This is a genomic window from Allokutzneria sp. A3M-2-11 16 (assembly GCF_024213555.1).
Lineage (GTDB): Bacteria > Actinomycetota > Actinomycetes > Mycobacteriales > Pseudonocardiaceae > Allokutzneria.
This window is the reverse complement of the sequence record NZ_JANAVO010000002.1, coordinates 37,651-56,697: the sequence shown is the minus strand read 5'-3', so window position 1 is coordinate 56,697 and position 19,047 is coordinate 37,651. Positions and strand designations below refer to the sequence as shown.

General features: G+C 71.3%; 17 protein-coding genes. All 17 read left to right on the top strand.

What is annotated here, in order from left to right; all coding sequences use genetic code 11:
* Positions 1 to 118 precede the first annotated feature (118 nt).
* The 17 genes from pyrR to NLX83_RS18310 all read left to right on the top strand — a co-directional run bounded on the left by pyrR (position 119) and on the right by NLX83_RS18310 (position 19,023).
* Positions 119 to 706 carry a bifunctional pyr operon transcriptional regulator/uracil phosphoribosyltransferase PyrR gene (gene pyrR / locus NLX83_RS18390; RefSeq protein WP_308209331.1) on the top strand — a complete coding sequence of 196 codons (588 nt, stop codon included), beginning with the start codon at positions 119 to 121 and terminating at the stop codon, positions 704 to 706.
* Positions 703 to 1,638 (top strand): aspartate carbamoyltransferase catalytic subunit, encoded by a 936-nt coding sequence (locus NLX83_RS18385; protein ID WP_254236311.1) that lies wholly within the window; start codon positions 703 to 705, stop codon positions 1,636 to 1,638. The genes pyrR and NLX83_RS18385 overlap by 4 nt, the downstream gene beginning before the upstream one ends.
* Complete coding sequence (locus NLX83_RS18380; protein ID WP_254236310.1) at positions 1,635 to 2,924, top strand: dihydroorotase; 1,290 nt, start codon at positions 1,635 to 1,637, stop codon at positions 2,922 to 2,924. The genes NLX83_RS18385 and NLX83_RS18380 overlap by 4 nt, the downstream gene beginning before the upstream one ends.
* Positions 2,924 to 3,445, top strand: a complete 522-nt coding sequence (locus NLX83_RS18375; protein WP_254236309.1) for a PH-like domain-containing protein — start codon at positions 2,924 to 2,926, stop codon at positions 3,443 to 3,445. The genes NLX83_RS18380 and NLX83_RS18375 overlap by 1 nt, the downstream gene beginning before the upstream one ends.
* Positions 3,442 to 4,563: a glutamine-hydrolyzing carbamoyl-phosphate synthase small subunit gene (gene carA / locus NLX83_RS18370; protein ID WP_254236308.1), complete on the top strand. Its 1,122-nt coding sequence runs from the start codon at positions 3,442 to 3,444 to the stop codon at positions 4,561 to 4,563. Before NLX83_RS18375 ends, carA begins: the two co-directional genes overlap by 4 nt.
* Positions 4,564 to 7,866, top strand: a complete 3,303-nt coding sequence (carB, locus tag NLX83_RS18365; protein WP_254236307.1) for a carbamoyl-phosphate synthase large subunit — start codon at positions 4,564 to 4,566, stop codon at positions 7,864 to 7,866. It begins immediately after the preceding gene.
* Positions 7,863 to 8,705 carry an orotidine-5'-phosphate decarboxylase gene (gene pyrF, locus NLX83_RS18360; RefSeq protein WP_254236306.1) on the top strand — a complete coding sequence of 281 codons (843 nt, stop codon included), beginning with the start codon at positions 7,863 to 7,865 and terminating at the stop codon, positions 8,703 to 8,705. Before carB ends, pyrF begins: the two co-directional genes overlap by 4 nt.
* A 416-nt stretch (positions 8,706 to 9,121) precedes the next feature.
* Positions 9,122 to 9,439, top strand: coding sequence for an integration host factor, actinobacterial type (gene mihF, locus NLX83_RS18355; protein WP_254236305.1), 318 nt, complete (start codon positions 9,122 to 9,124; stop codon positions 9,437 to 9,439).
* Positions 9,436 to 10,101, top strand: coding sequence for a guanylate kinase (gmk, locus tag NLX83_RS18350; protein ID WP_254236304.1), 666 nt, complete (start codon positions 9,436 to 9,438; stop codon positions 10,099 to 10,101). The genes mihF and gmk overlap by 4 nt, the downstream gene beginning before the upstream one ends.
* Positions 10,098 to 10,385: a DNA-directed RNA polymerase subunit omega gene (gene rpoZ / locus NLX83_RS18345; RefSeq protein WP_254236303.1), complete on the top strand. Its 288-nt coding sequence runs from the start codon at positions 10,098 to 10,100 to the stop codon at positions 10,383 to 10,385. The genes gmk and rpoZ overlap by 4 nt, the downstream gene beginning before the upstream one ends.
* Positions 10,382 to 11,659, top strand: coding sequence for a bifunctional phosphopantothenoylcysteine decarboxylase/phosphopantothenate--cysteine ligase CoaBC (gene coaBC, locus NLX83_RS18340; protein WP_254236302.1), 1,278 nt, complete (start codon positions 10,382 to 10,384; stop codon positions 11,657 to 11,659). The genes rpoZ and coaBC overlap by 4 nt, the downstream gene beginning before the upstream one ends.
* A 31-nt stretch (positions 11,660 to 11,690) precedes the next feature.
* On the top strand, positions 11,691 to 12,905 hold the full coding sequence (gene metK, locus NLX83_RS18335; protein WP_254236301.1) for a methionine adenosyltransferase: 1,215 nt from the start codon (positions 11,691 to 11,693) through the stop codon (positions 12,903 to 12,905).
* Between the two features lie 34 nt (positions 12,906 to 12,939).
* On the top strand, positions 12,940 to 13,644 hold the full coding sequence (locus tag NLX83_RS18330; protein WP_254236300.1) for a class I SAM-dependent methyltransferase: 705 nt from the start codon (positions 12,940 to 12,942) through the stop codon (positions 13,642 to 13,644).
* Positions 13,645 to 13,852: 208 nt separating this feature from the next.
* Positions 13,853 to 14,974: a sensor histidine kinase gene (locus tag NLX83_RS18325; RefSeq protein ID WP_254236299.1), complete on the top strand. Its 1,122-nt coding sequence runs from the start codon at positions 13,853 to 13,855 to the stop codon at positions 14,972 to 14,974.
* Complete coding sequence (locus NLX83_RS18320; RefSeq protein ID WP_254236298.1) at positions 14,967 to 16,115, top strand: hypothetical protein; 1,149 nt, start codon at positions 14,967 to 14,969, stop codon at positions 16,113 to 16,115. The genes NLX83_RS18325 and NLX83_RS18320 overlap by 8 nt, the downstream gene beginning before the upstream one ends.
* Positions 16,112 to 16,756 carry a response regulator transcription factor gene (locus NLX83_RS18315; RefSeq protein ID WP_254236297.1) on the top strand — a complete coding sequence of 215 codons (645 nt, stop codon included), beginning with the start codon at positions 16,112 to 16,114 and terminating at the stop codon, positions 16,754 to 16,756. The genes NLX83_RS18320 and NLX83_RS18315 overlap by 4 nt, the downstream gene beginning before the upstream one ends.
* A gap of 236 nt (positions 16,757 to 16,992) precedes the next feature.
* Complete coding sequence (locus tag NLX83_RS18310) at positions 16,993 to 19,023, top strand: primosomal protein N' (RefSeq protein ID WP_254236296.1); 2,031 nt, start codon at positions 16,993 to 16,995, stop codon at positions 19,021 to 19,023.
* Positions 19,024 to 19,047: the final 24 nt, after the last annotated feature.

Genomic DNA, 19,047 nt, shown 5'->3' with positions numbered 1-19,047 from the left:
ACACACCACTCGGACGGCTGATCGCGAGTTCTTGATACGGTCTCCGGTGGCTGGGCAAAAGCCCTGCTAGACGTCCTTTAAGGACCCGTCCAGTGAGGCGGGGAAGGAGGTCCCTTCCGTGGCGTCACCTTCCGGTGCCGCGACGGATCCGGCCGAGCGGCGCGAGCTGCTGTCGGCCGGTGATGTCGCGCGCACTGTTGCCCGGATGGCCCACCAGGTCATCGAGAAGACCGCGCTGGACGCGGCGAACCGCGCGTCGGTGGTGCTGCTCGGCATCCCCTCGCGGGGCGCCCCGCTCGCCGCGCGCCTCGCCGAGAAGATCGCCGAGTTCAGCGGCGTCAAGGTGCCCGTCGGCGCACTCGACGTGACGCTCTACCGCGACGATCTCCGGCGCAAACCCGCCCGCCCCCTGGAGCACACGCAGCTCCCGGAGTGCGGAGTGGACGATCGGCTCGTCGTCCTCGTCGACGACGTGCTGTTCTCCGGCCGCACCGTGCGCGCCGCGCTGGACGCCCTGCGCGACCACGGCCGCCCGAGCGCGGTGCAGCTGGCCGTGCTGGTCGACCGCGGCCACCGCGAACTGCCGATCCGCGCGGACTACGTCGGCAAGAACGTGCCGACCGCGCGCAGCGAGGACATCGCGGTCCACCTGTCCGAAGTGGACGGAGACGACGGCGTCTACCTGAGCCAGGGGGGCCAGCGGTGAAGCACCTGCTCTCCGCCGCCGACCTCGACCTGGACACCGCCACCGCCGTTCTCGACACCGCCGCCGAGCTGAAGGCGACGCTGCTGGGCCGCGAGGTGCGCAAGCTGCCGACGCTGCGCGGTCGCACGGTGATCACGATGTTCTACGAGAACTCCACCCGCACCAGGGTCTCCTTCGAGATCGCGGGCAAGTGGATGAGCGCGGACGTGATCAACGTCTCCGCCAGCGGGTCCTCGGTGAACAAGGGCGAGTCCCTGCGCGACACCGCGCTCACGCTCTCCGCCGCCGGAGCCGACTGCGTGATCGTGCGGCACCCGGCATCCGGTGCGGCGCACCGGCTCGCGGGCTGGTTGGGGCACACCGGGACCGGCGTGGTCAACGCGGGCGACGGGATGCACGAGCACCCCACGCAGGCGCTGCTGGACGCGGCGACCCTGCGGGAGCGCCTGGGAGACCTGCGCGGCAGGCGGATCGGGATCGTCGGCGACATCCTGCACAGCCGCGTCGCGCGGTCGAACGTCCACCTGCTGGCCACATTGGGCGCCGAGGTCGTCCTGATCGCCCCGCCCACGCTCGTGCCCGCCGGGGTCGAGGCGTGGAAGGTCCCGGTCTCCTACAACCTGGACGCGGAGCTGCCGGGTCTGGACGCGGTGATGCTGTTGCGCGTGCAGGCCGAGCGCATGCACGGGGGCTTCTTCCCGTCCGCGCGCGAGTACTCGATCGCCTACGGGCTCAACGAGAACCGGATGAAGCTGTTGCCCGAGCACGCGATCGTGCTGCACCCGGGGCCGATGCTGCGCGGCATGGAGATCTCCTCCGCCGTCGCCGACTCCGAACGCCCCGCGATCGTCGACCAGGTCTCCAACGGCGTGCACGTGCGGATGGCAGTGCTCTACCACTTGCTTATTGGCACAGAAGGGAATGCGCTGTGAGCGCGCTGCTGAGGGGAGTGCTCCTCTACGGCGAGGGCGACCCCGTTGACGTTCTCGTGGAAGACGGCGTGATCGCGCGGATCGGCGCCGATCTGCCAGCTGAAGGCGTCGAAGTCATTGAGGCGCAAGGGAAAGTCCTGCTGCCGGGCTTCGTGGACCTGCACACGCACCTGCGCGAGCCGGGGCGCGAGGACACCGAGACGATCGCGACCGGGTCGGCCGCGGCCGCGCTCGGTGGCTACACCGCCGTGTTCGCCATGGCCAACACCGATCCCGTCGCCGACACCCAGCTGGTCGTCGAGCACGTGTGGCGCAGGGGCCAGGAGGCCGGGCTCGTCGACGTGCACCCGGTCGGCGCGGTCACCGTGGGGCTCAAGGGCGAGAAGCTCGCCGAGCTGGGCACGATGGCCCGATCCGCCGCGGGCGTCAGGGTTTTCAGCGACGACGGGCACTGCGTGCACGACCCGCTGCTGATGCGGCGCGCGCTGGAGTACAGCAAGGCCCTGGACGCGGTGATCGCGCAGCACGCCGAAGAGCCGCGGCTGACCGTTGGCGCGCAAGCGAACGAGGGCGAGGTCGCCTCGCGGCTCGGGCTCGCGGGCTGGCCCGCGGTCGCCGAGGAGTCGATCGTCGCGCGGGACTGCTTGCTGGCCAAGCACACCGGCGGCCGGCTGCACGTCTGCCACGTCTCCACCACGGGCACGGTCGACGTGCTGCGCTGGGCGAAGGCACGTGGCACCGGGGTTTCGGCGGAGGTCACGCCGCACCACCTGTTGCTGACCGATGAGCTGCTGGCGAGCTACGACCCGGTCAACAAGGTCAACCCACCGCTGCGGACGTCGGTGGACGTGCAGGCGCTGCGGGCCGCGCTCGCGGAGGGCATCGTCGACTGCGTGGCCACCGACCACGCGCCGCACGCCCCGCAGGACAAGGACTGCGAGTGGTCCAGCGCCCGGCCGGGCATGCTGGGGCTCCAGACCGCGCTTTCGGTTGTCGCACAAACGATGGTGATCACCGAGCTGCTGGACTGGCGCGGCGTGGCGCGGGTCATGAGCGAGCGGCCCGCGCAGATCGCCGGGCTGCCCGACCAGGGCCGACCGCTGGCCGAGGGCGAGCCCGCCAACCTGGCGCTGGTCGACCCGGACGCGCGGTGGACCGTGCGCGGCGCGGACTTCGCCAGCATCTCCGACAACACCCCTTTCGAGGGCATGGAACTGCCCGCCCGGGTGGTCCTCACCATGCTGCGCGGGCGGATCACCGCGCACGAGGGAAAGGTGTGCGGCTGATGCGCACCCTGCTCACCCTGATCGTGGTCGGCCTGCTGGTGCTGAGCCTGCTGGCGATGCTGCGCGGCTGGCGCTACCGGGCCCGCCGCCAGTCGGCCGAGATGCCCGGTTTCTTCGCCCCGCCCGCGACCCTCGGGGCCGACCTGCTGCCGCCGCTGAAGGGCGTCTACGTCGGCACCGTGGACGCCAGGGACTGGCACGACCGGATCGCCATCGGCGACATCGGCTTCCGGGCCGAGGCGACCGCACGGCTGACCGCCGAGGGGTTGTACGTCGAGCGCGTCGGTGCCAGTCCACTGTGGATTCCCGCGCAGACCGTCCGGGGCGCCCGCTCCGCACGCGGGCTGGCGGGCAAGGCCATGGGGATCAAGGGCGTCCTTGTCCTCACCTGGGCGCTCGACGAGAACTGGCTGCTGGACACCGGGTTCCGCGGCGATGACCGTTCGGTTTACCCCCAGTGGGAGGCCGCCTTGCAGACTATGGCTCCGAATAACGACTCCGAGAGGAACTCTGCGCGATGAGTTCTCGCACCCCCGCTGTCCTGGTGCTCGAGGACGGCAGAAGCTTCCGTGGCGAGTCCTACGGGGCGCTCGGCCGCAGCCTCGGCGAGGTGGTGTTCTCCACCGGCATGACCGGCTACCAGGAGACCCTGACCGATCCCTCCTACCACCGCCAGATCGTGGTGCAGACCGCGCCGCAGATCGGCAACACCGGCTGGAACGACGAGGACGACGAGTCCGATCGGATCTGGGTCGCGGGCTACGTGGTGCGAGACCCCGCGCGCGTGCCGTCCAACTGGCGCTCGGTCCGGTCCCTGGACGCGGAACTCCTCGACCAGGGCGTCGTCGGCATCTCCGGCGTGGACACCCGCACCCTGACGAGGCACATCCGCGAGCAGGGGGCCATGCGCGCCGGGATCTTCTCCGGGGACGCCGTCGCCGAGGTTGACCGGTTGGTCGACGAGGTGCGGCAGGCGCCGGAGATGGCGGGCTCCGACCTCGCCGGTGACGTCACGACCAAGAAGCCCTACGTGGTGCGCGCGGACGGCGAGACTCGGTTCCGGGTGGCCGCGCTGGACCTGGGCATCAAGTCCAACACCCCGAGGATGATGGCCGCGCGCGGCATCGAGGCGCACGTGCTGCCGCTCGGGTCCACTGTGGACGATGTACTGGCCGTCGAGCCGGACGGCGTGTTCCTGTCCAACGGGCCGGGCGACCCGGCCACCCAGGACCACGCGGTCGCGCTCACCCGGGAGTTCCTGACCCGCCGCGTCCCGCTGTTCGGCATCTGCTTCGGCAACCAGGTGCTCGGCCGCGCGCTGGGCCGCGGGACCTACAAGATGCGCTACGGCCACCGGGGCATCAACATCCCGGTGATCGACGTGGCCACCGGCAAGGTCGCCATCACCGCCCAGAACCACGGCTTCGCCGTCGAGGGCACGCCGGGGGAGCGCTTCGACTCCGAGTTCGGCGCCGCCCAGGTCAGCCACTACTGCCCCAACGACGACACGGTCGAAGGCCTGCGCTGCCTGGACGTTCCGGCGTTCAGCGTGCAGTACCACCCGGAGGCCGCGGCGGGTCCGCACGACGCCGCGCCCCTGTTCGACCGGTTCGTCGAGCTCATGGACGGGAAGAAGTAGATGCCCAAGCGCACTGACATCAAGCACGTCCTGGTCATCGGCTCCGGCCCGATCGTGATCGGCCAGGCGTGCGAGTTCGACTACTCCGGGACCCAGGCCTGCCGCGTGCTGCGCGAGGAGGGCCTGCGGGTCAGCCTGGTCAACTCCAACCCGGCGACGATCATGACCGACCCGGAGTTCGCCGACGCCACCTACGTCGAGCCGATCACCGTCGAGTTCGTCGAGAAGGTCATCGCCGCCGAGCGCCCCCAGGCCATCCTGGCCACCCTCGGCGGGCAGACCGCGCTCAACACCGCGGTCGCCCTGCACGAGCGCGGGGTGCTGGAGAAGTACGGCGTGGAGCTGATCGGCGCCGACATCGACGCCATCCAGCGCGGCGAGGACCGGCAGAAGTTCAAGGACATCGTCGCCTCCATCGGCGGCGAGACCCCGCGCAGCCGCGTGTGCCACTCCATGGAGGAGGTCCGCGAGACCGTCGCCGACCTGGGCCTGCCCGTGGTCATCCGGCCCAGCTTCACCATGGGCGGCCTGGGGTCGGGCATGGCGCACACGCACGACGAGCTGGAGCGGCTCGCGTCGGTCGGCCTGGACGAGAGCCCGGTCACCGAGGTGCTCATCGAGGAGAGCGTGCTCGGGTGGAAGGAGTACGAGCTGGAGCTGATGCGCGACCGCAAGGACAACGTGGTCGTGGTCTGCTCCATCGAGAACATCGACCCGATGGGCGTGCACACCGGTGACTCGGTGACCGTGGCCCCGGCGATGACGCTGACCGACCGCGAGTTCCAGCACATGCGCGACGTGGGCATCGACGTGCTGCGCGCGGTCGGCGTGGACACCGGCGGCTGCAACATCCAGTTCGCCATCAACCCCCGTGACGGCCGCATGGTCGTCATCGAGATGAACCCCCGCGTGTCGCGGTCGAGCGCGCTGGCGTCCAAGGCCACCGGCTTCCCGATCGCCAAGATCGCCGCGAAGCTGGCCATCGGCTACACCCTGGACGAGATCCGCAACGACATCACCGGCGAGACCCCGGCCAGCTTCGAGCCGACGCTGGACTACGTGGTGGTGAAGGTGCCGCGGTTCGCCTTCGAGAAGTTCCCCGGCGCGGACCCGACGCTGACCACGACCATGAAGAGCGTCGGCGAGGCCATGTCCATGGGCCGCAACTTCCCCGAGGCGCTGGGCAAGGTCCTGCGCTCGATGGAGACCAAGGCGGCCGGGTTCTGGACCGTCGCCGACCCCGACACGTCGCTGGAGGACACGCTCGAAGCCCTCAAGACCGGTCACGACGGGCGGCTCTACACCGTCGACCGCGCGCTGCGGCTGGGCGCCACGGTCGAGCAGGTTTGCCAGGTGTCCGGAATCGATCCCTGGTTCGTCGACCAGATCGCCGCGCTGATCGAGCTGCGCCAGGAGATCGAGGCGGCCCCGGTGCTCGACGAGCCCCTGCTGCGCCGCGCCAAGCGCAACGGCCTGTCCGACCGGCAGCTCGCCGCGCTGCGGCCGGAGCTCGCCGGGGAGGACGGCGTGCGGGTGCTGCGGCACCGGCTCGGCGTGCGGCCGGTGTTCAAGACGGTCGACACCTGCGCGGCGGAGTTCGCCGCGAACACTCCGTACCACTACTCCGCCTACGAGCTCGACCCCGACGCCGAGTGCGAGGTCGCCGAGCAGCGCGAGCGGCAGAAGGTGCTGATCCTGGGCTCCGGCCCGAACCGGATCGGCCAGGGCATCGAGTTCGACTACTCCTGCGTGCACGCGGCCATGGCACTGCGCGAGGCCGGGTTCGAGACCGTGATGATCAACTGCAACCCGGAGACGGTCTCCACCGACTACGACACCTCGGACCGGCTCTACTTCGAGCCGCTGACCTTCGAGGACGTCCTGGAGGTGGTGCACTCCGAGCAGCGCTCCGGCACGGTCGCGGGCGTGATCGTCCAGCTCGGCGGGCAGACCCCGCTCGGCCTGGCGCAGCGGCTGGCCGACGCGGGCGTGCCGATCGTGGGCACCTCGCCGGAGGCGATCCACCTCGCGGAGGAGCGCGGCGCGTTCGGCGAGGTGCTGACCGCCGCCGGCCTGCCCGCGCCGAAGTACGGCATGGCCACCTCCTTCGAGGGCGCCAAGCGGATCGCCGACGAGATCGGCTACCCGGTGCTCGTGCGGCCCTCCTACGTGCTCGGCGGGCGCGGTATGGAGATCGTCTACGACGAGGACACCCTGGCCGGCTACATCGCCAGGGCCACCGAGGTCAGCCCGGAGCACCCGGTGCTGGTCGACCGCTTCCTCGACGACGCCATCGAGATCGACGTGGACGCGCTCTGCGACGGCCAGGAGGTCTACCTCGGCGGTGTGATGGAGCACATCGAGGAGGCCGGTATCCACTCCGGCGACTCCGCGTGCGCGCTGCCGCCGATCACCCTGGGCCGCACCGACCTGGAGGCGGTCCGCCGCACCACCGAGGCGATCGCCAGGGGCATCGGCGTGCTCGGCCTGCTCAACGTGCAGTACGCGCTCAAGGACGACGTGCTCTACGTGCTGGAGGCCAACCCGCGCGCCTCGCGGACCGTGCCGTTCGTCTCCAAGGCCACGGCGGTCCCGCTGGCCAAGGCGGCGGCCAGGATCGCGCTCGGCGCCAAGATCTCCGAGCTGCGCGACGAGGGCCTGCTGCCCGCCAACGGCGACGGCGGTGACCTGCCGGTGTCCGCCCCGGTCGCGGTCAAGGAGGCGGTCCTGCCGTTCCACCGCTTCCGCACGCCGGACGGCCGCGGCGTGGACTCGCTGCTCGGCCCGGAGATGAAGTCCACCGGCGAGGTGATGGGCATCGACGCCTCCTTCGGTAAGGCATATGCCAAATCGCAGGCGGCTTCCTACGGGTCGTTGCCCACCAGCGGGCGGGTGTTCGTCTCGGTGGCGAACCGGGACAAGCGCGCGATGATCTTCCCGGTCAAGCGGCTCGCCGACCTCGGGTTCGAAGTTCTTGCCACCGACGGGACGGCCGAGGTGCTGCGGCGCAACGGCATCCCGTGCACGGTGGTGCGCAAGCACTTCGAGGGCGACCAGAACGTCGTGGACACGATCCTGGCGGGAGAGGTCGACATGGTGATCAACACGCCGTACGGCAACCACGGGCCCCGCCTGGACGGCTACGAGATCCGCACCGCGGCCGTCGCCAGGGACATCCCGTGCGTCACCACGGTCCAGGGCGCGGCCGCCGCTGTGCACGGCATCGAGGCCCTGATCAGGGGAGACATCGGCGTCCGGTCGCTGCAGGACCTCCAGGCGGCGGTCCGCGAGGCCCGCGCGTGAGCCCCCGTTCCTTCGGGGCCCGGCTCGTCACAGCGGTCTCCGAGAGGGGACCGCTGTGCGTGGGCATCGACCCGCACCCCGCGCTGCTGGAGGCGTGGGGCCTGGAAACGGACATCGGAGGACTGGAGCGGTTCGCGCTGACCGCCGTCGAGGCGCTGGCGGGGACCGTCTCCGTGCTCAAGCCCCAGTCGGCGTTCTTCGAGGCGCACGGATCGCGCGGTGTCGCCGTCCTGGAACGGGTCATCGCGGAGTCGCGACAGGCGGGCGCCCTGGTCCTGCTGGACGTCAAACGGGGAGACATCGGGTCAACCATGTCGGCGTACGCCAACGCCTACTTGGACGATTCCTCGCCGTTGGCCGCGGACGCGGTAACGCTCTCACCGTTCCTCGGCTTCGGCTCGCTCGACCCCGCGCTGAGCCTCGCCGAGCGCACCGGCCGCGGCGTCTTCGTGCTCGCCAGAACGTCCAATCCGGAGGGTCCGCAGGTGCAGACCGCGACGCTGTCCGGCGAGGGCCGCAGCGTCGCCCAGGCCATGATCGACGAGGCCGCCGCGCGCAACGCCGGCGCCGATCCGCTCGGCTCCGTCGGGCTCGTCGTCGGGGCGACAGTCGGGGCGACCGGCCTGGACTTCTCGCAGGTCAACGGGCCTTTGCTGGCCCCGGGCATCGGTGCGCAGGGCGCAACGGGGCAGGACCTGAGAACGGTCTTCGGAGATCGGCTCGCGCACGTTCTGCCGACCACTTCCCGCGACGTTCTGCGGCACGGTCCCGGGGTCGCGGAAGTGCGCTCGGCGGCTTTGCGCGCGAGTGAGTCGATAGCCGCTTCGCTGCGCGTCTGAGGCCCCCGAAAGGGTCGCGGAAAACGGTGTCAGGACCCCTCCGGCAAGTGGGGTTGTTTCGGCTCGCGTACGAAATGTGTGATGTAGGAGATCGGGGGCCTTGTAGCGGGTCAGTAGCGGTGAAGGCGCCGGTACTGGTAGTACTTGCGGCCGGTGCCGAGGGTTAGGCGCGAATGTCGTGCGGTGATACCGCTTTCAACGTCATTCACGGCTAACGTTCGCAGACCGTCCGCCAGGAGGAGGACAACCCGAATGGGTAGTCATCCTCAGGACTGATGTCGAATGCGGGACTCACGGACACGCTCTCGCTTGAGAAGTGTTCGGATGTTCGACCCGCGTTGTCTTGTGTCAGACCCGGTCGGTACGGTCGCCGCACCGTTCCTACTGGATAAACCCCCACCCCACGGAGGATGATCGTGGCCCTTCCCCAGCTGACCGAGGAGCAGCGGGCTGCAGCGTTGGAGAAGGCGGCTGCTGCTCGTCGCGTTCGCGCTGAGCTCAAGGAGCGCCTGAAGCGCGGTGGCACCAACCTCAAGGAGGTGCTGACCAAGGCGGAGAGCGACGAGATCCTGGGCAAGATGAAGGTCTCGGCTCTGCTCGAGGCGCTGCCCGGCGTCGGCAAGGTCCGCGCCGCCCAGATCATGGAGCGCCTGGAGATCGCCAACAGCCGTCGTCTTCGTGGTCTCGGCGACCGTCAGCGCAAGGCGCTGCTCGCGGAGTTCAGCGCAGAGTGACCACGGAGCGGCCGGGGTCGGACGACAGCACCACCGTCGTCCGGCCCCGGCTCACCGTCGTCTCGGGCCCTTCCGGCGTCGGCAAATCCAGCGTGCTGGCCGAGGTCCGCCGGATGGCCCCGGACCTGTACTTCAGCGTCTCGGCGACCACGAGGTCCCCGCGGCCCGGCGAGATCGACGGGACGCACTACCACTTCGTCGACCGGGACTGGTTCCAGCGCATGATCGAGGCGGGCGAGATCCTGGAGCACGCCGAGTACGCGGGCAACCACTACGGAACCCCCCGAGGACCGGTGCTGACCGCGCTCGACGCGGGCAGACCCGCCGTCCTGGAGATCGAGCTCCAGGGCGCCCGGCTGGTGCGGCGGGCGATGCCCGAGGCCCGGCTGGTGATGCTGATGCCCCCGTCCTGGGAGGTGCTCGTCGACCGGCTCACCGGGCGCGGCACCGAGGACCCGGCCGTGGTGGAGCGCAGGCTCCAGGTGGCCCGCGAGGAACTGGCGGCCGCCGAGGAGTTCGACCACCACGTCGTCAACGCCGACGTGCGGCAGGCCGCCGCCGACTTGGTAGACTTGATGGTCGGCCCCGCCTCAGGCGAGCTGACGAAGCCCGAGCTGACGAACCCTCAGGGCCATCTTTCGACTTTGGAGCAATCTCAGTGACGATCCCCGCAGAGCTGGGCGCGCTCGCGCAGCCGATCACCGGCGCCGAGGGCATCACCAACCCCCCGATCGACGACCTGCTCGAGAAGGTCAGCTCGAAGTACGCCCTGGTGATCTACTCCGCCAAGCGCGCGCGGCAGATCAACGACTACTACGCCCAGCTCGGCGAGGGCCTGCTGGAGTACGTCGGCCCGCTGGTGGAGCCGGGTCCGCGCGAGAAGCCGCTGTCGATCGCGCTGCGCGAGATCCACTCCGGGATGCTTGAGCACACCGAAGGCGAGTGAGTAACACGGACGGCACCCGCCCTCGGGTCGTTCTCGGCGTCGCCGGTGGGATCGCCGCCTTCAAGGCGTGCGACCTGCTGCGACGGCTGACCGAGACCGGGCACGAGGTGCGGGTCGTTCCGACCTCGGCCGCGCTGAACTTCGTCGGCGCCGCCACCTTCGAGGCGCTGTCCGGCAACCCCGTGCACACCGGGGTCTTCGCCGACGTGCCCGAGGTCCCGCACGTGCGCCTGGGGCAGACCGCCGACCTGGTCGTGGTCGCCCCCGCCACCGCGGACCTGCTGGCCAAGGCCGCGCACGGGCTGGCCGACGACCTGCTGACCAACACCCTGCTCACCGCGCGCTGCCCGGTGCTGCTGGTCCCGGCGATGCACACCGAGATGTGGGAGCACCCGGCGACCAGGGCCAACGTGGCGTTGCTGCGCGAGCGCGGGGTGATCGTCGCCGAACCCGCGAGCGGGCGGCTGACCGGCAAGGACACCGGCAAGGGCAGGCTGCCGGAGCCCGCCGAGATCGCCGACCTGTGCCGCCTGCTGCTGGCCCGCCGCGACGCGCTGCCCCGCGATCTCGAAGGCACGCACGTCGCGATCTCCGCGGGCGGCACCCGCGAGCCCCTGGACCCCGTGCGCTTCCTCGGCAACCGCTCGTCGGGGCGGCAGGGCTTCGCGCTCGCGCGGGTCGCCGCGCAGCGCGGCGCCACCGTGACGCTGGTCGCGGCGCACACCGCGGACCTGGCCACGCCCGCCGGGGTGGACCTGGTGCGGGTGGGCACGGCGCTGGAGCTGCGCGAGGCCATGCGCGAGGCCGCCAAGACCGCCGACGTGGTGGTGATGGCCGCGGCGGTCGCCGACTTCCGCCCGGTCACCACCGCCGAACACAAGATCAAGAAGTCCGATGACCGCCCGGACCCGGCTGTGGAACTGACCCGCAACCCGGACGTCCTGGCCGAGCTGGTTGTACATCGTTTCCCTGGACAGCTCGTGGTCGGTTTCGCCGCCGAGACCGGCGACGCCGACGGCACCCCGCTGGAGCACGGCCGCGCCAAGCTCCGGCGAAAGGGCTGTGACCTGCTGGTTGTCAACGCGGTCGGGGACGGGCGGGCTTTCGAGGTGGAGCACAACTCGGGCTGGCTGCTGGCCTCCGGCGACGGTGGCGCGAGTACCACCGAGCTCCCACTTGGTGGGAAAGCTGAACTCGCGGCGCTGCTCTGGGACGCTGTGAGCAAGAAGCTTGAATACGTCCGACCTGGCGCGTCCGGCGGCGAAGTACGCTGACGCAGTTTTTCCTGGCACCAGAACACATCTAATGGGGAGCACCGTGACGCAGCAGAGCCGCAGACTCTTCACCAGTGAGTCCGTGACCGAGGGTCATCCGGACAAGATCTGCGACGCCATCAGCGACTCGATCCTGGACGCGCTGCTCGCCAAGGACGCGCGCTCCCGCGTCGCGGTGGAGACCCTGATCACCACCGGCCAGGTGCACGTCGCCGGTGAGGTGACCACCGAGGCCTACGCCGACATCCCCTCGATCGTCCGCGAGAAGATCCTGGAGATCGGCTACGACTCCTCGGCCAAGGGCTTCGACGGCCACTCCTGCGGCGTCAACGTCGCGATCGGCTCGCAGTCCGCGGACATCGCCCAGGGCGTGGACACCGCGCACGAGACCCGGGTCGAGGGCGCCGAGGACGACATCGACAAGCAGGGCGCCGGCGACCAGGGCCTGATGTTCGGCTACGCGTCCACCGACACCCCCGAGCTGATGCCGCTGCCGATCGCGCTGGCGCACCGGCTGTCCAAGCGGCTGACCGAGGTGCGCAAGAACGGCACGCTGCCGTACCTGCGCCCGGACGGCAAGACGCAGGTCACCATCGAGTACGCGGGCGACCAGCCGGTCCGCCTGGACACCGTGGTGCTCTCCAGCCAGCACGCCGCCGACATCGACCTGGAGCAGATGCTCGCCGTCGACGTCCGCGAGCACGTGATCTCCCCGGAGATCAACGAGCTGAAGCTGGACACCAGCGACGTGCGCGTGCTGGTCAACCCGACCGGCCGGTTCGTCATCGGCGGCCCCATGGGCGACGCGGGCCTGACCGGCCGCAAGATCATCGTCGACACCTACGGCGGCATGGCCCGCCACGGCGGCGGCGCGTTCTCCGGCAAGGACCCGTCGAAGGTGGACCGCTCGGCCGCCTACGCCATGCGCTGGGTCGCCAAGAACGCCGTCGCCGCGGGTCTGGCCACCCGGATGGAGGTCCAGGTCGCCTACGCCATCGGCAAGGCGGCCCCGGTCGGCCTGTTCGTGGAGACCTTCGGCACCGAGAACATCGACCCGGCCAAGATCCAGGCCGCCATCAGCCAGGTCTTCGACCTGCGCCCGGCCGCGATCATCCGGGACCTGGAGCTGCTGCGCCCGATCTACGCGCAGACCGCCGCCTACGGCCACTTCGGCCGTCCCGAGCTGGACCTCCCGTGGGAGCGCCTGGACCGGGTCGAGGCCCTCAAGAACGCCGCAGGGGTGTGATCCCTGTTCCGAAGACCCGCTTGCGGGGTCGAGCATGATGCTTCCCGCCGAGGCGGCCGAACTCCTGTTCGGCCGCCTCGCGGCGTGCCTGGGCCCGTCCGCTCTCGACATCGGCTCCGGCTCGGGTTTCCTGGCCGCGGAGATCGCCGCGCGCGGGGTCCGCTTCGAGCTGACCGACGTCGAGGACTGGCGGCAGGTGTCCATTCCCGGCTCGACCTTCACCGTGGCGAGCGCGACCGCGCTGCCGCACGCCTCGGGCTCCGTGGGCGGTGTGCACATCGCGCGCGTGCTGTTCCACATCGCCGAGTGGCGGACCGCGCTGGCGGAGATCGCCCGTGTGCTCGCGCCCGGTGGCCGGTTGTGCCTGTCGTTGGGCTGGCCGCTCTACACCGGCGCGCTGCGCGAGCTGTCCAACGCCTTCTACGACCGCGCTTCGGAGGCCGGGCTGCCGCGCGACGACGTGCGCGCCGACATCTCCGGTCCAGACCAGATCGCCGCTTCGCTGACAGACCTGGGTCTCATCGCCGAGGACCCCATCGAGGTCTCCGGTTCACTGATGATCACCCCGCGCGAGGTGATCGCCGACTGCGTCGCCGTGGCCGACCGCTGGCGCCCCGGCCAGGACCGGGGCTCGTTGCCCTCCCTGGGCGACGACGTCCTCGCGAGCAGCGGTCTCCCCGCCGACACCCCCGTCCCCCAACCCCGCACCATCCGCTACCTCATCTTCCGCCACCCCTGATTTTCCCGTTTCGTACTCATAGCGGGATTTGGGAGCGCTCTCTTTCCCGGCAAGAGTACGAAACGGACTGTTCGACCACGGTGAGCCGGGTATTCGGGCGTGGGCGGAGAGTTGTGCATCGGCCTGGGAGGTTCGGGGGCTGGACGCTCCACACGGGCGAGCTTGATCGCTACGGTGGTGCGTCACGAGGAGCCGGGGCGGGTGGACGTTGGGGCCAGCGGAGCGGGAACTGCGGCGGCTCGGACTGCGCTACGCAGGGGTCGTTCGCACGGTCGTGATCGCGACGTGCAGTGTGCTGTCGTTGTTGGCTGTCGCCCCGGACGCGGTGCCGGTGACCCTTGCGGTGGCGGTGGGGCTGAACGCGTGGAACGCCGTGTACGTGCGGTTGTCGCGCGGGCCCTTGGTGATCGCGGCGGATGCGGTGGTGCTGGCCGGGGTGTGCCTGGCGCAGCCGTGGGTGGTCCCGGGCGAAGCCCTGTACAACGGCACGAGCTGGGTGCTCGTGGTCATCTCCATCGTGGTGGTCACGCACCAGTGGCACGTGCCCCCTGTGGTTTCCGCGGCGGCAACCGTGTTCATGGTGGCCGCGTATCTCTCCGGCGCGGCCCTTGCCGCCCCGACGCGCTGGCCGGAAGCGCTGCCGCTGGCGTTGTGGATGCTCGTCGAGGCGGCGTTGTCCTACGGCCTGTACGTGCTCGTGCGGCGGGGTGGGCGGCGTGCGGACCGCGCCTCCGCGGCTCAGGAGCTGGCGCGCAGGCAGTCGGCGATCGCCGCGGCCGTTCGAGCCGATGAGCGTGCTCACTTGGCCACGCTGCACGACACCGCGGCGGCGACGCTGCTGATGGTCGGGGCGGGGGTGCTCGATGGGCGGGCGACGTGGTTGGCGGAGCAGGCCGCGCGGGATCTCGACGTGCTCAGCGGCTCCGGGCTGCCGAGCAGCACCGCGGGCGATGTGGATCTCGTGCGGTTGCTGGAGGACGTCATCGAGCAGTGTCCGTTGCGGGTGGACTGGCGCGGTACCTCCGGCCTGGCGGTGCCCGCCGTGGTCGCGGTGGCGATGTGCCGGGCCACCAGGGAAGCGCTGACCAATGTGGCCAGGCACTCCGGCGTGCTGAACGCGCTCGTCCGGGTGTCGTCGCGGCGCAACGGCGGGGTGGTCGTCGAAGTGCTCGACAGCGGACGTGGTTTCGAGCCCGACCACGTGCCGCCGCAGCGGCGCGGGCTGGCCTACTCGCTGGTGGAGCGGCTGACGGCGGTCGGCGGGCGAGCCGTGATCGCGAGCAGCCCGGGTGCGGGCACGAGCGTGCGGCTGGAGTGGCCCCATGCTTGATGTCGCCGCGCCCGCACGGCCCGTGACGGCCGAGCCCGAGGGCACCGCGCCGGAGCCGACTGCGGCGCACATCCTGCGCGGGCTGCGCCTGGCCGTCGTCGCCATCACGCTGGCCGTCCTTTGTGGACTGAGCCTGCCGATGTTGTTGGTGCACATGGACCTCTACCGCCCGGCGTGGGTGCAGTCGGTCGCGTTCACGGCGTTCGCGCTGATCGCCTGCGGCTTCGGCGCGCTGGCCTGGCTGGAGATCACGCCCGGCCGGTGGCGATGGCCGTTGGCGGGGCTGGTCTTCGGCATCTCGATCGCCGCGACGGCCGCGATCCCCGCCCCGCACCTGATCGGGCAGGCGCACTGGTCGTTCGGGCCGCTCGGCTGGCTGGCCGTGCTGCTGACGCTGGACCTCGGCGTGCGCCCGCTCGCGACGCTGCTGGTGACGCACTACGCGATCACCTTGGCGCAGCTGGCCATCGCCGGTCAGACCGATCGCGCCACCCTGGTCGGGATGGCCGTGCAGACCGTCATCGTGTGGGGTTTCCAGCTCGCGGTCGGGCACGCCGCGACGCTGATGCGGTGGATCGCCGTGGACGCCGCGCGGGTCGCCGAGCAGGAGGAGAAGTTGCGCACGGAAGAGGCGGTGGCCGAGCGGCTGCACGCCGAGCAGCGGCTGCGGTACACGGCGCTGGCCACGACCACCGCGCCGCTGCTGGCCGGGCTGGCGACCGGGGCGCTCAACCCCGAGGACGAGCGGGTGCGGCGGTCGTGCGCGCTGGAGGCGGCCAGGATGCGGCGGTTGTTCGCCGAGGGCGACGACGTGCCGGACCCGTTGGTGCACCAGCTCCAGGCGTGCATCGACCTGGTGGAGCGCAACGGGATCACGGTATCGCTCGCGGTGCGCGGGGAGCGCCCGGCGCTGAGCAAGCAGGTGCGCCGGGCGCTCACCGAACCGATGCTGGCGGTGCTGGTCGCGACTGTCCGCTCGGCGCGGGTGACCGTGGCGGGGTGGCCGGACCGGGTCTCGGTGAGCGTCGTCGCCGACAACACCGCGACCGCGGAACTGTCCACTGTGGAATGTCCAGGCGTCGCGACGACGACGATGGAGGCAGAGGGCCGGGTGTGGGTCGAGGTGACGTGGCGGGCATGAGCATCACGGTGGTGGTGATCGACGACCACCCGGCCATCGCGGCCGGTGTGCGGGTGTGGTGCGCGTCGGCGAACCCGCCGATCAAGGTGCTGGGCGCGGGGGCGAACGTGCGCACGGCCTGGCTGGAGCCGGGCTCGCTGGCCGACGTGGTGGTCTTCGACCTCCAGCTCTCCGGCGGCACGCCCTCCTACGGCGACCTGCGGCGGCTGGTCGACGACGGGCGCAAGGTGGTCGTCTACACCATGCGCGACGATCCCGACACGGCGCTGACCTGCCTGGACATCGGCGCGAGCGGGTATGTGACCAAGGCGGAGGGCGAGCGGCACCTGGTCGCGGCGATCCGGGCGGCCGCGCACGACCAGCCGTACACCACGCCCGCGCTGGCCGGGGCGCTCGGCACCGACACTCGGGCGCAGCGGCCGAAGCTCGCCCCGCGCGAGGTGGACGTGCTGATCGAGTGGTTCCACTGCGAGTCCAAGGAGATGGTGGCCCGCAAGCTCTCGCTGTCGGTGCGCACGGTGAACTCCTACATCGACCGGGTGCGGGTGAAGTACGCCAACGCCGGGCGCGGCGCCCCGACCAAGGCGGCACTGGTGGCGCGCGCGATCCAGGACGGCCTCATCGACGTCGGCGACCTCTAACCGACGCCCAATCACCCCCACCGGGGTTCGCCGGTCTTCAAGTACACCGAACCCCCTTCCCAGCGATCGCAAACCGCCCCCAACCCCCGCGGTGCCCGGGTGGTGGCGCAGGGGGTTAGGGGCGGTTAAAGACTTTTCTGACGGGGGTTGGTGGTACTTGAAGACCGGCCAACTAGCGTGCGGGGTAGGAGGGCCTTGTTGCGGCGGGCGTGGGTGGTCTCTGGTACACCAGCGGAGTGGCTGGAAAACCGGGTGGGAAACCGCGGGCGAAGCGCAAGGGGGAACGCCAACCCGCCGAGTCGCTGCCGTTCGCGCGAATCTGCGTGGACGTGCCGCTGGCGCACCTGGACCGGCCCTTCGACTACCTGGTGCCCAGCGACGACGACGCCGCCGCGGTCCCTGGGGCGCGGGTGCGGGTGCGCTTCGCCGGGCAGCTGGTGGACGGCTACGTCCTGGAGCGGGTGGAGTCCTCGGAGTTCGGCGGGCGACTGTCCTATCTGGACAGAGTGGTGTCCGCGGAACCCGTGCTGGCGCCGGAGATCATGAAGCTGGCCCGCGCGGTCGCCGACCGGGGCGCGGGCATGATGATCGACGTGCTGCGGCTGGCGATCCCGCCGAGGCACGCCAAGGTGGAGGCCGAGCCGCCGCGCGCCCCCGCTCCCGTGCCCGAGGCGCCCACCGCCGAGGTGTGGCACGGCTATCCGCGCGGCAAGGCATTCCTGGAGGCTGCGCTCGCGGGCCGGGCGGCGCACGCGGTGTGGCAGGCGCTGCCGGGGGAGGACTGGCCCGCCCGCCTCGCCGAAGCCGCGGCGACGGTCGCCTCGACGGGGCGCGGCGCGGTGATCGTTGTTCCCGACCACCGCGACCTCACCCGTGTGCACAGGGCCTGCGAAGCACTGATGGGCGCCGAAGGCGTTGTGGCGCTGTCGGCCGATCTCGGCCCGGCTGAGCGCTACCGGCGTTGGCTCGCCGTGCTGCGCGGAGCCGTTCGCGTGGTCGTCGGCACTCGCGCCGCGGCGTTCGCGCCCGTGCACGATCCGGGGCTGCTGGTGATCTGGGACGACGGCGACGATCTGCACGCCGAACAGCGCTCGCCCTATCCGCATGCCCGTGAAGTCCTCGCGCAGCGCGCGCACGCCAACGGAGCCGCACTGCTCGTGGCGGGTTTCGCGCGCACCACCGAGGCGCAGCTGCTCGTCGACACGGGGTGGGCGCACGAGATCATCGGCACGCGCGAGCAGGTCCGAGCGGCCGCGCCGAGGGTGGCGTCGATCGGGGAGACCGATACGCAGCTCGCCCGTGATCCCGCCGCGCGCGGCGCCCGGCTGCCGTCGATCGCCTTCGACGCCGCGCGCTCAGCGTTGGCAGCGGGTGCCCCCGTGCTGATCCAGGTCCCACGACGGGGCTACGTGCCGTCGCTGACCTGTGCGAACTGTCGCGAGCCCGCGCGCTGTCGCCGCTGCGCCGGGCCGTTGGCGCTGCCCGGGGGATCGCGGGACGACCAGCCGAGACCGGCCGCGTGCCGGTGGTGCGGCGTCAGCGAGGCGTCGTTCGTCTGCCCTGCCTGCTCATCGCGCCGCATGCGTGCCGCGGTGATCGGCGCCAAGCGGACGGCGGAGGAGCTGGGGCGCGCGTTCTCCGGCGTCGTCGTCCGCACCTCCGGGGCCGACGAGGTGCTGGCCACGGTGCCGGGCAAACCCGCGCTCGTGGTGGCCACCCCCGGGGCGGAGCCGGTCGCGGAGGGCGGCTACGGCGCGGCGCTGCTGCTGGACGGCTGGGCGTTGCTGAACCGGGCCGACCTGCGCGCCACGGAGGAGGCGTACCGCAAGTGGATCACCGCGGCCGCACTGGTGCGGCCGGGTTCCGATGGCGGGAAGGTCGTGGTGATCGCGGAGTCCGCGCTCGCCCCGGTGCAGGCGCTGGTCCGGTGGGACCCGGTGTGGCACGCCCGCCAGGAGCTGGCCGGGCGGCAGGAGCTCGGTTTCCCGCCCGCGGTGCGCATGGGGACGGTCGACGGCACTCCCGATGCCGTCGCGAAGTTCCTGGAGACGGTGCGGCTGCCCGAATCGGCCGAGGTGCTCGGCCCGGTCCCGCTCGGCCCCGAGGGCGCGGACGGCCTCGCGGAGCGGGAACGCGCGCTGATCCGGGTTCCGCGCCGCGACGGCAGGGTGCTGGCGTCGGCGTTGGCGGAGGCGCAGGGCGTGCGCACCGCGCGCAAGGAACCCGACCCCGTCCGCGTCCGCTTCGACCCACCCGAACTCGTCTGACCCCGGCTCCCAGCGCGGGTCCCC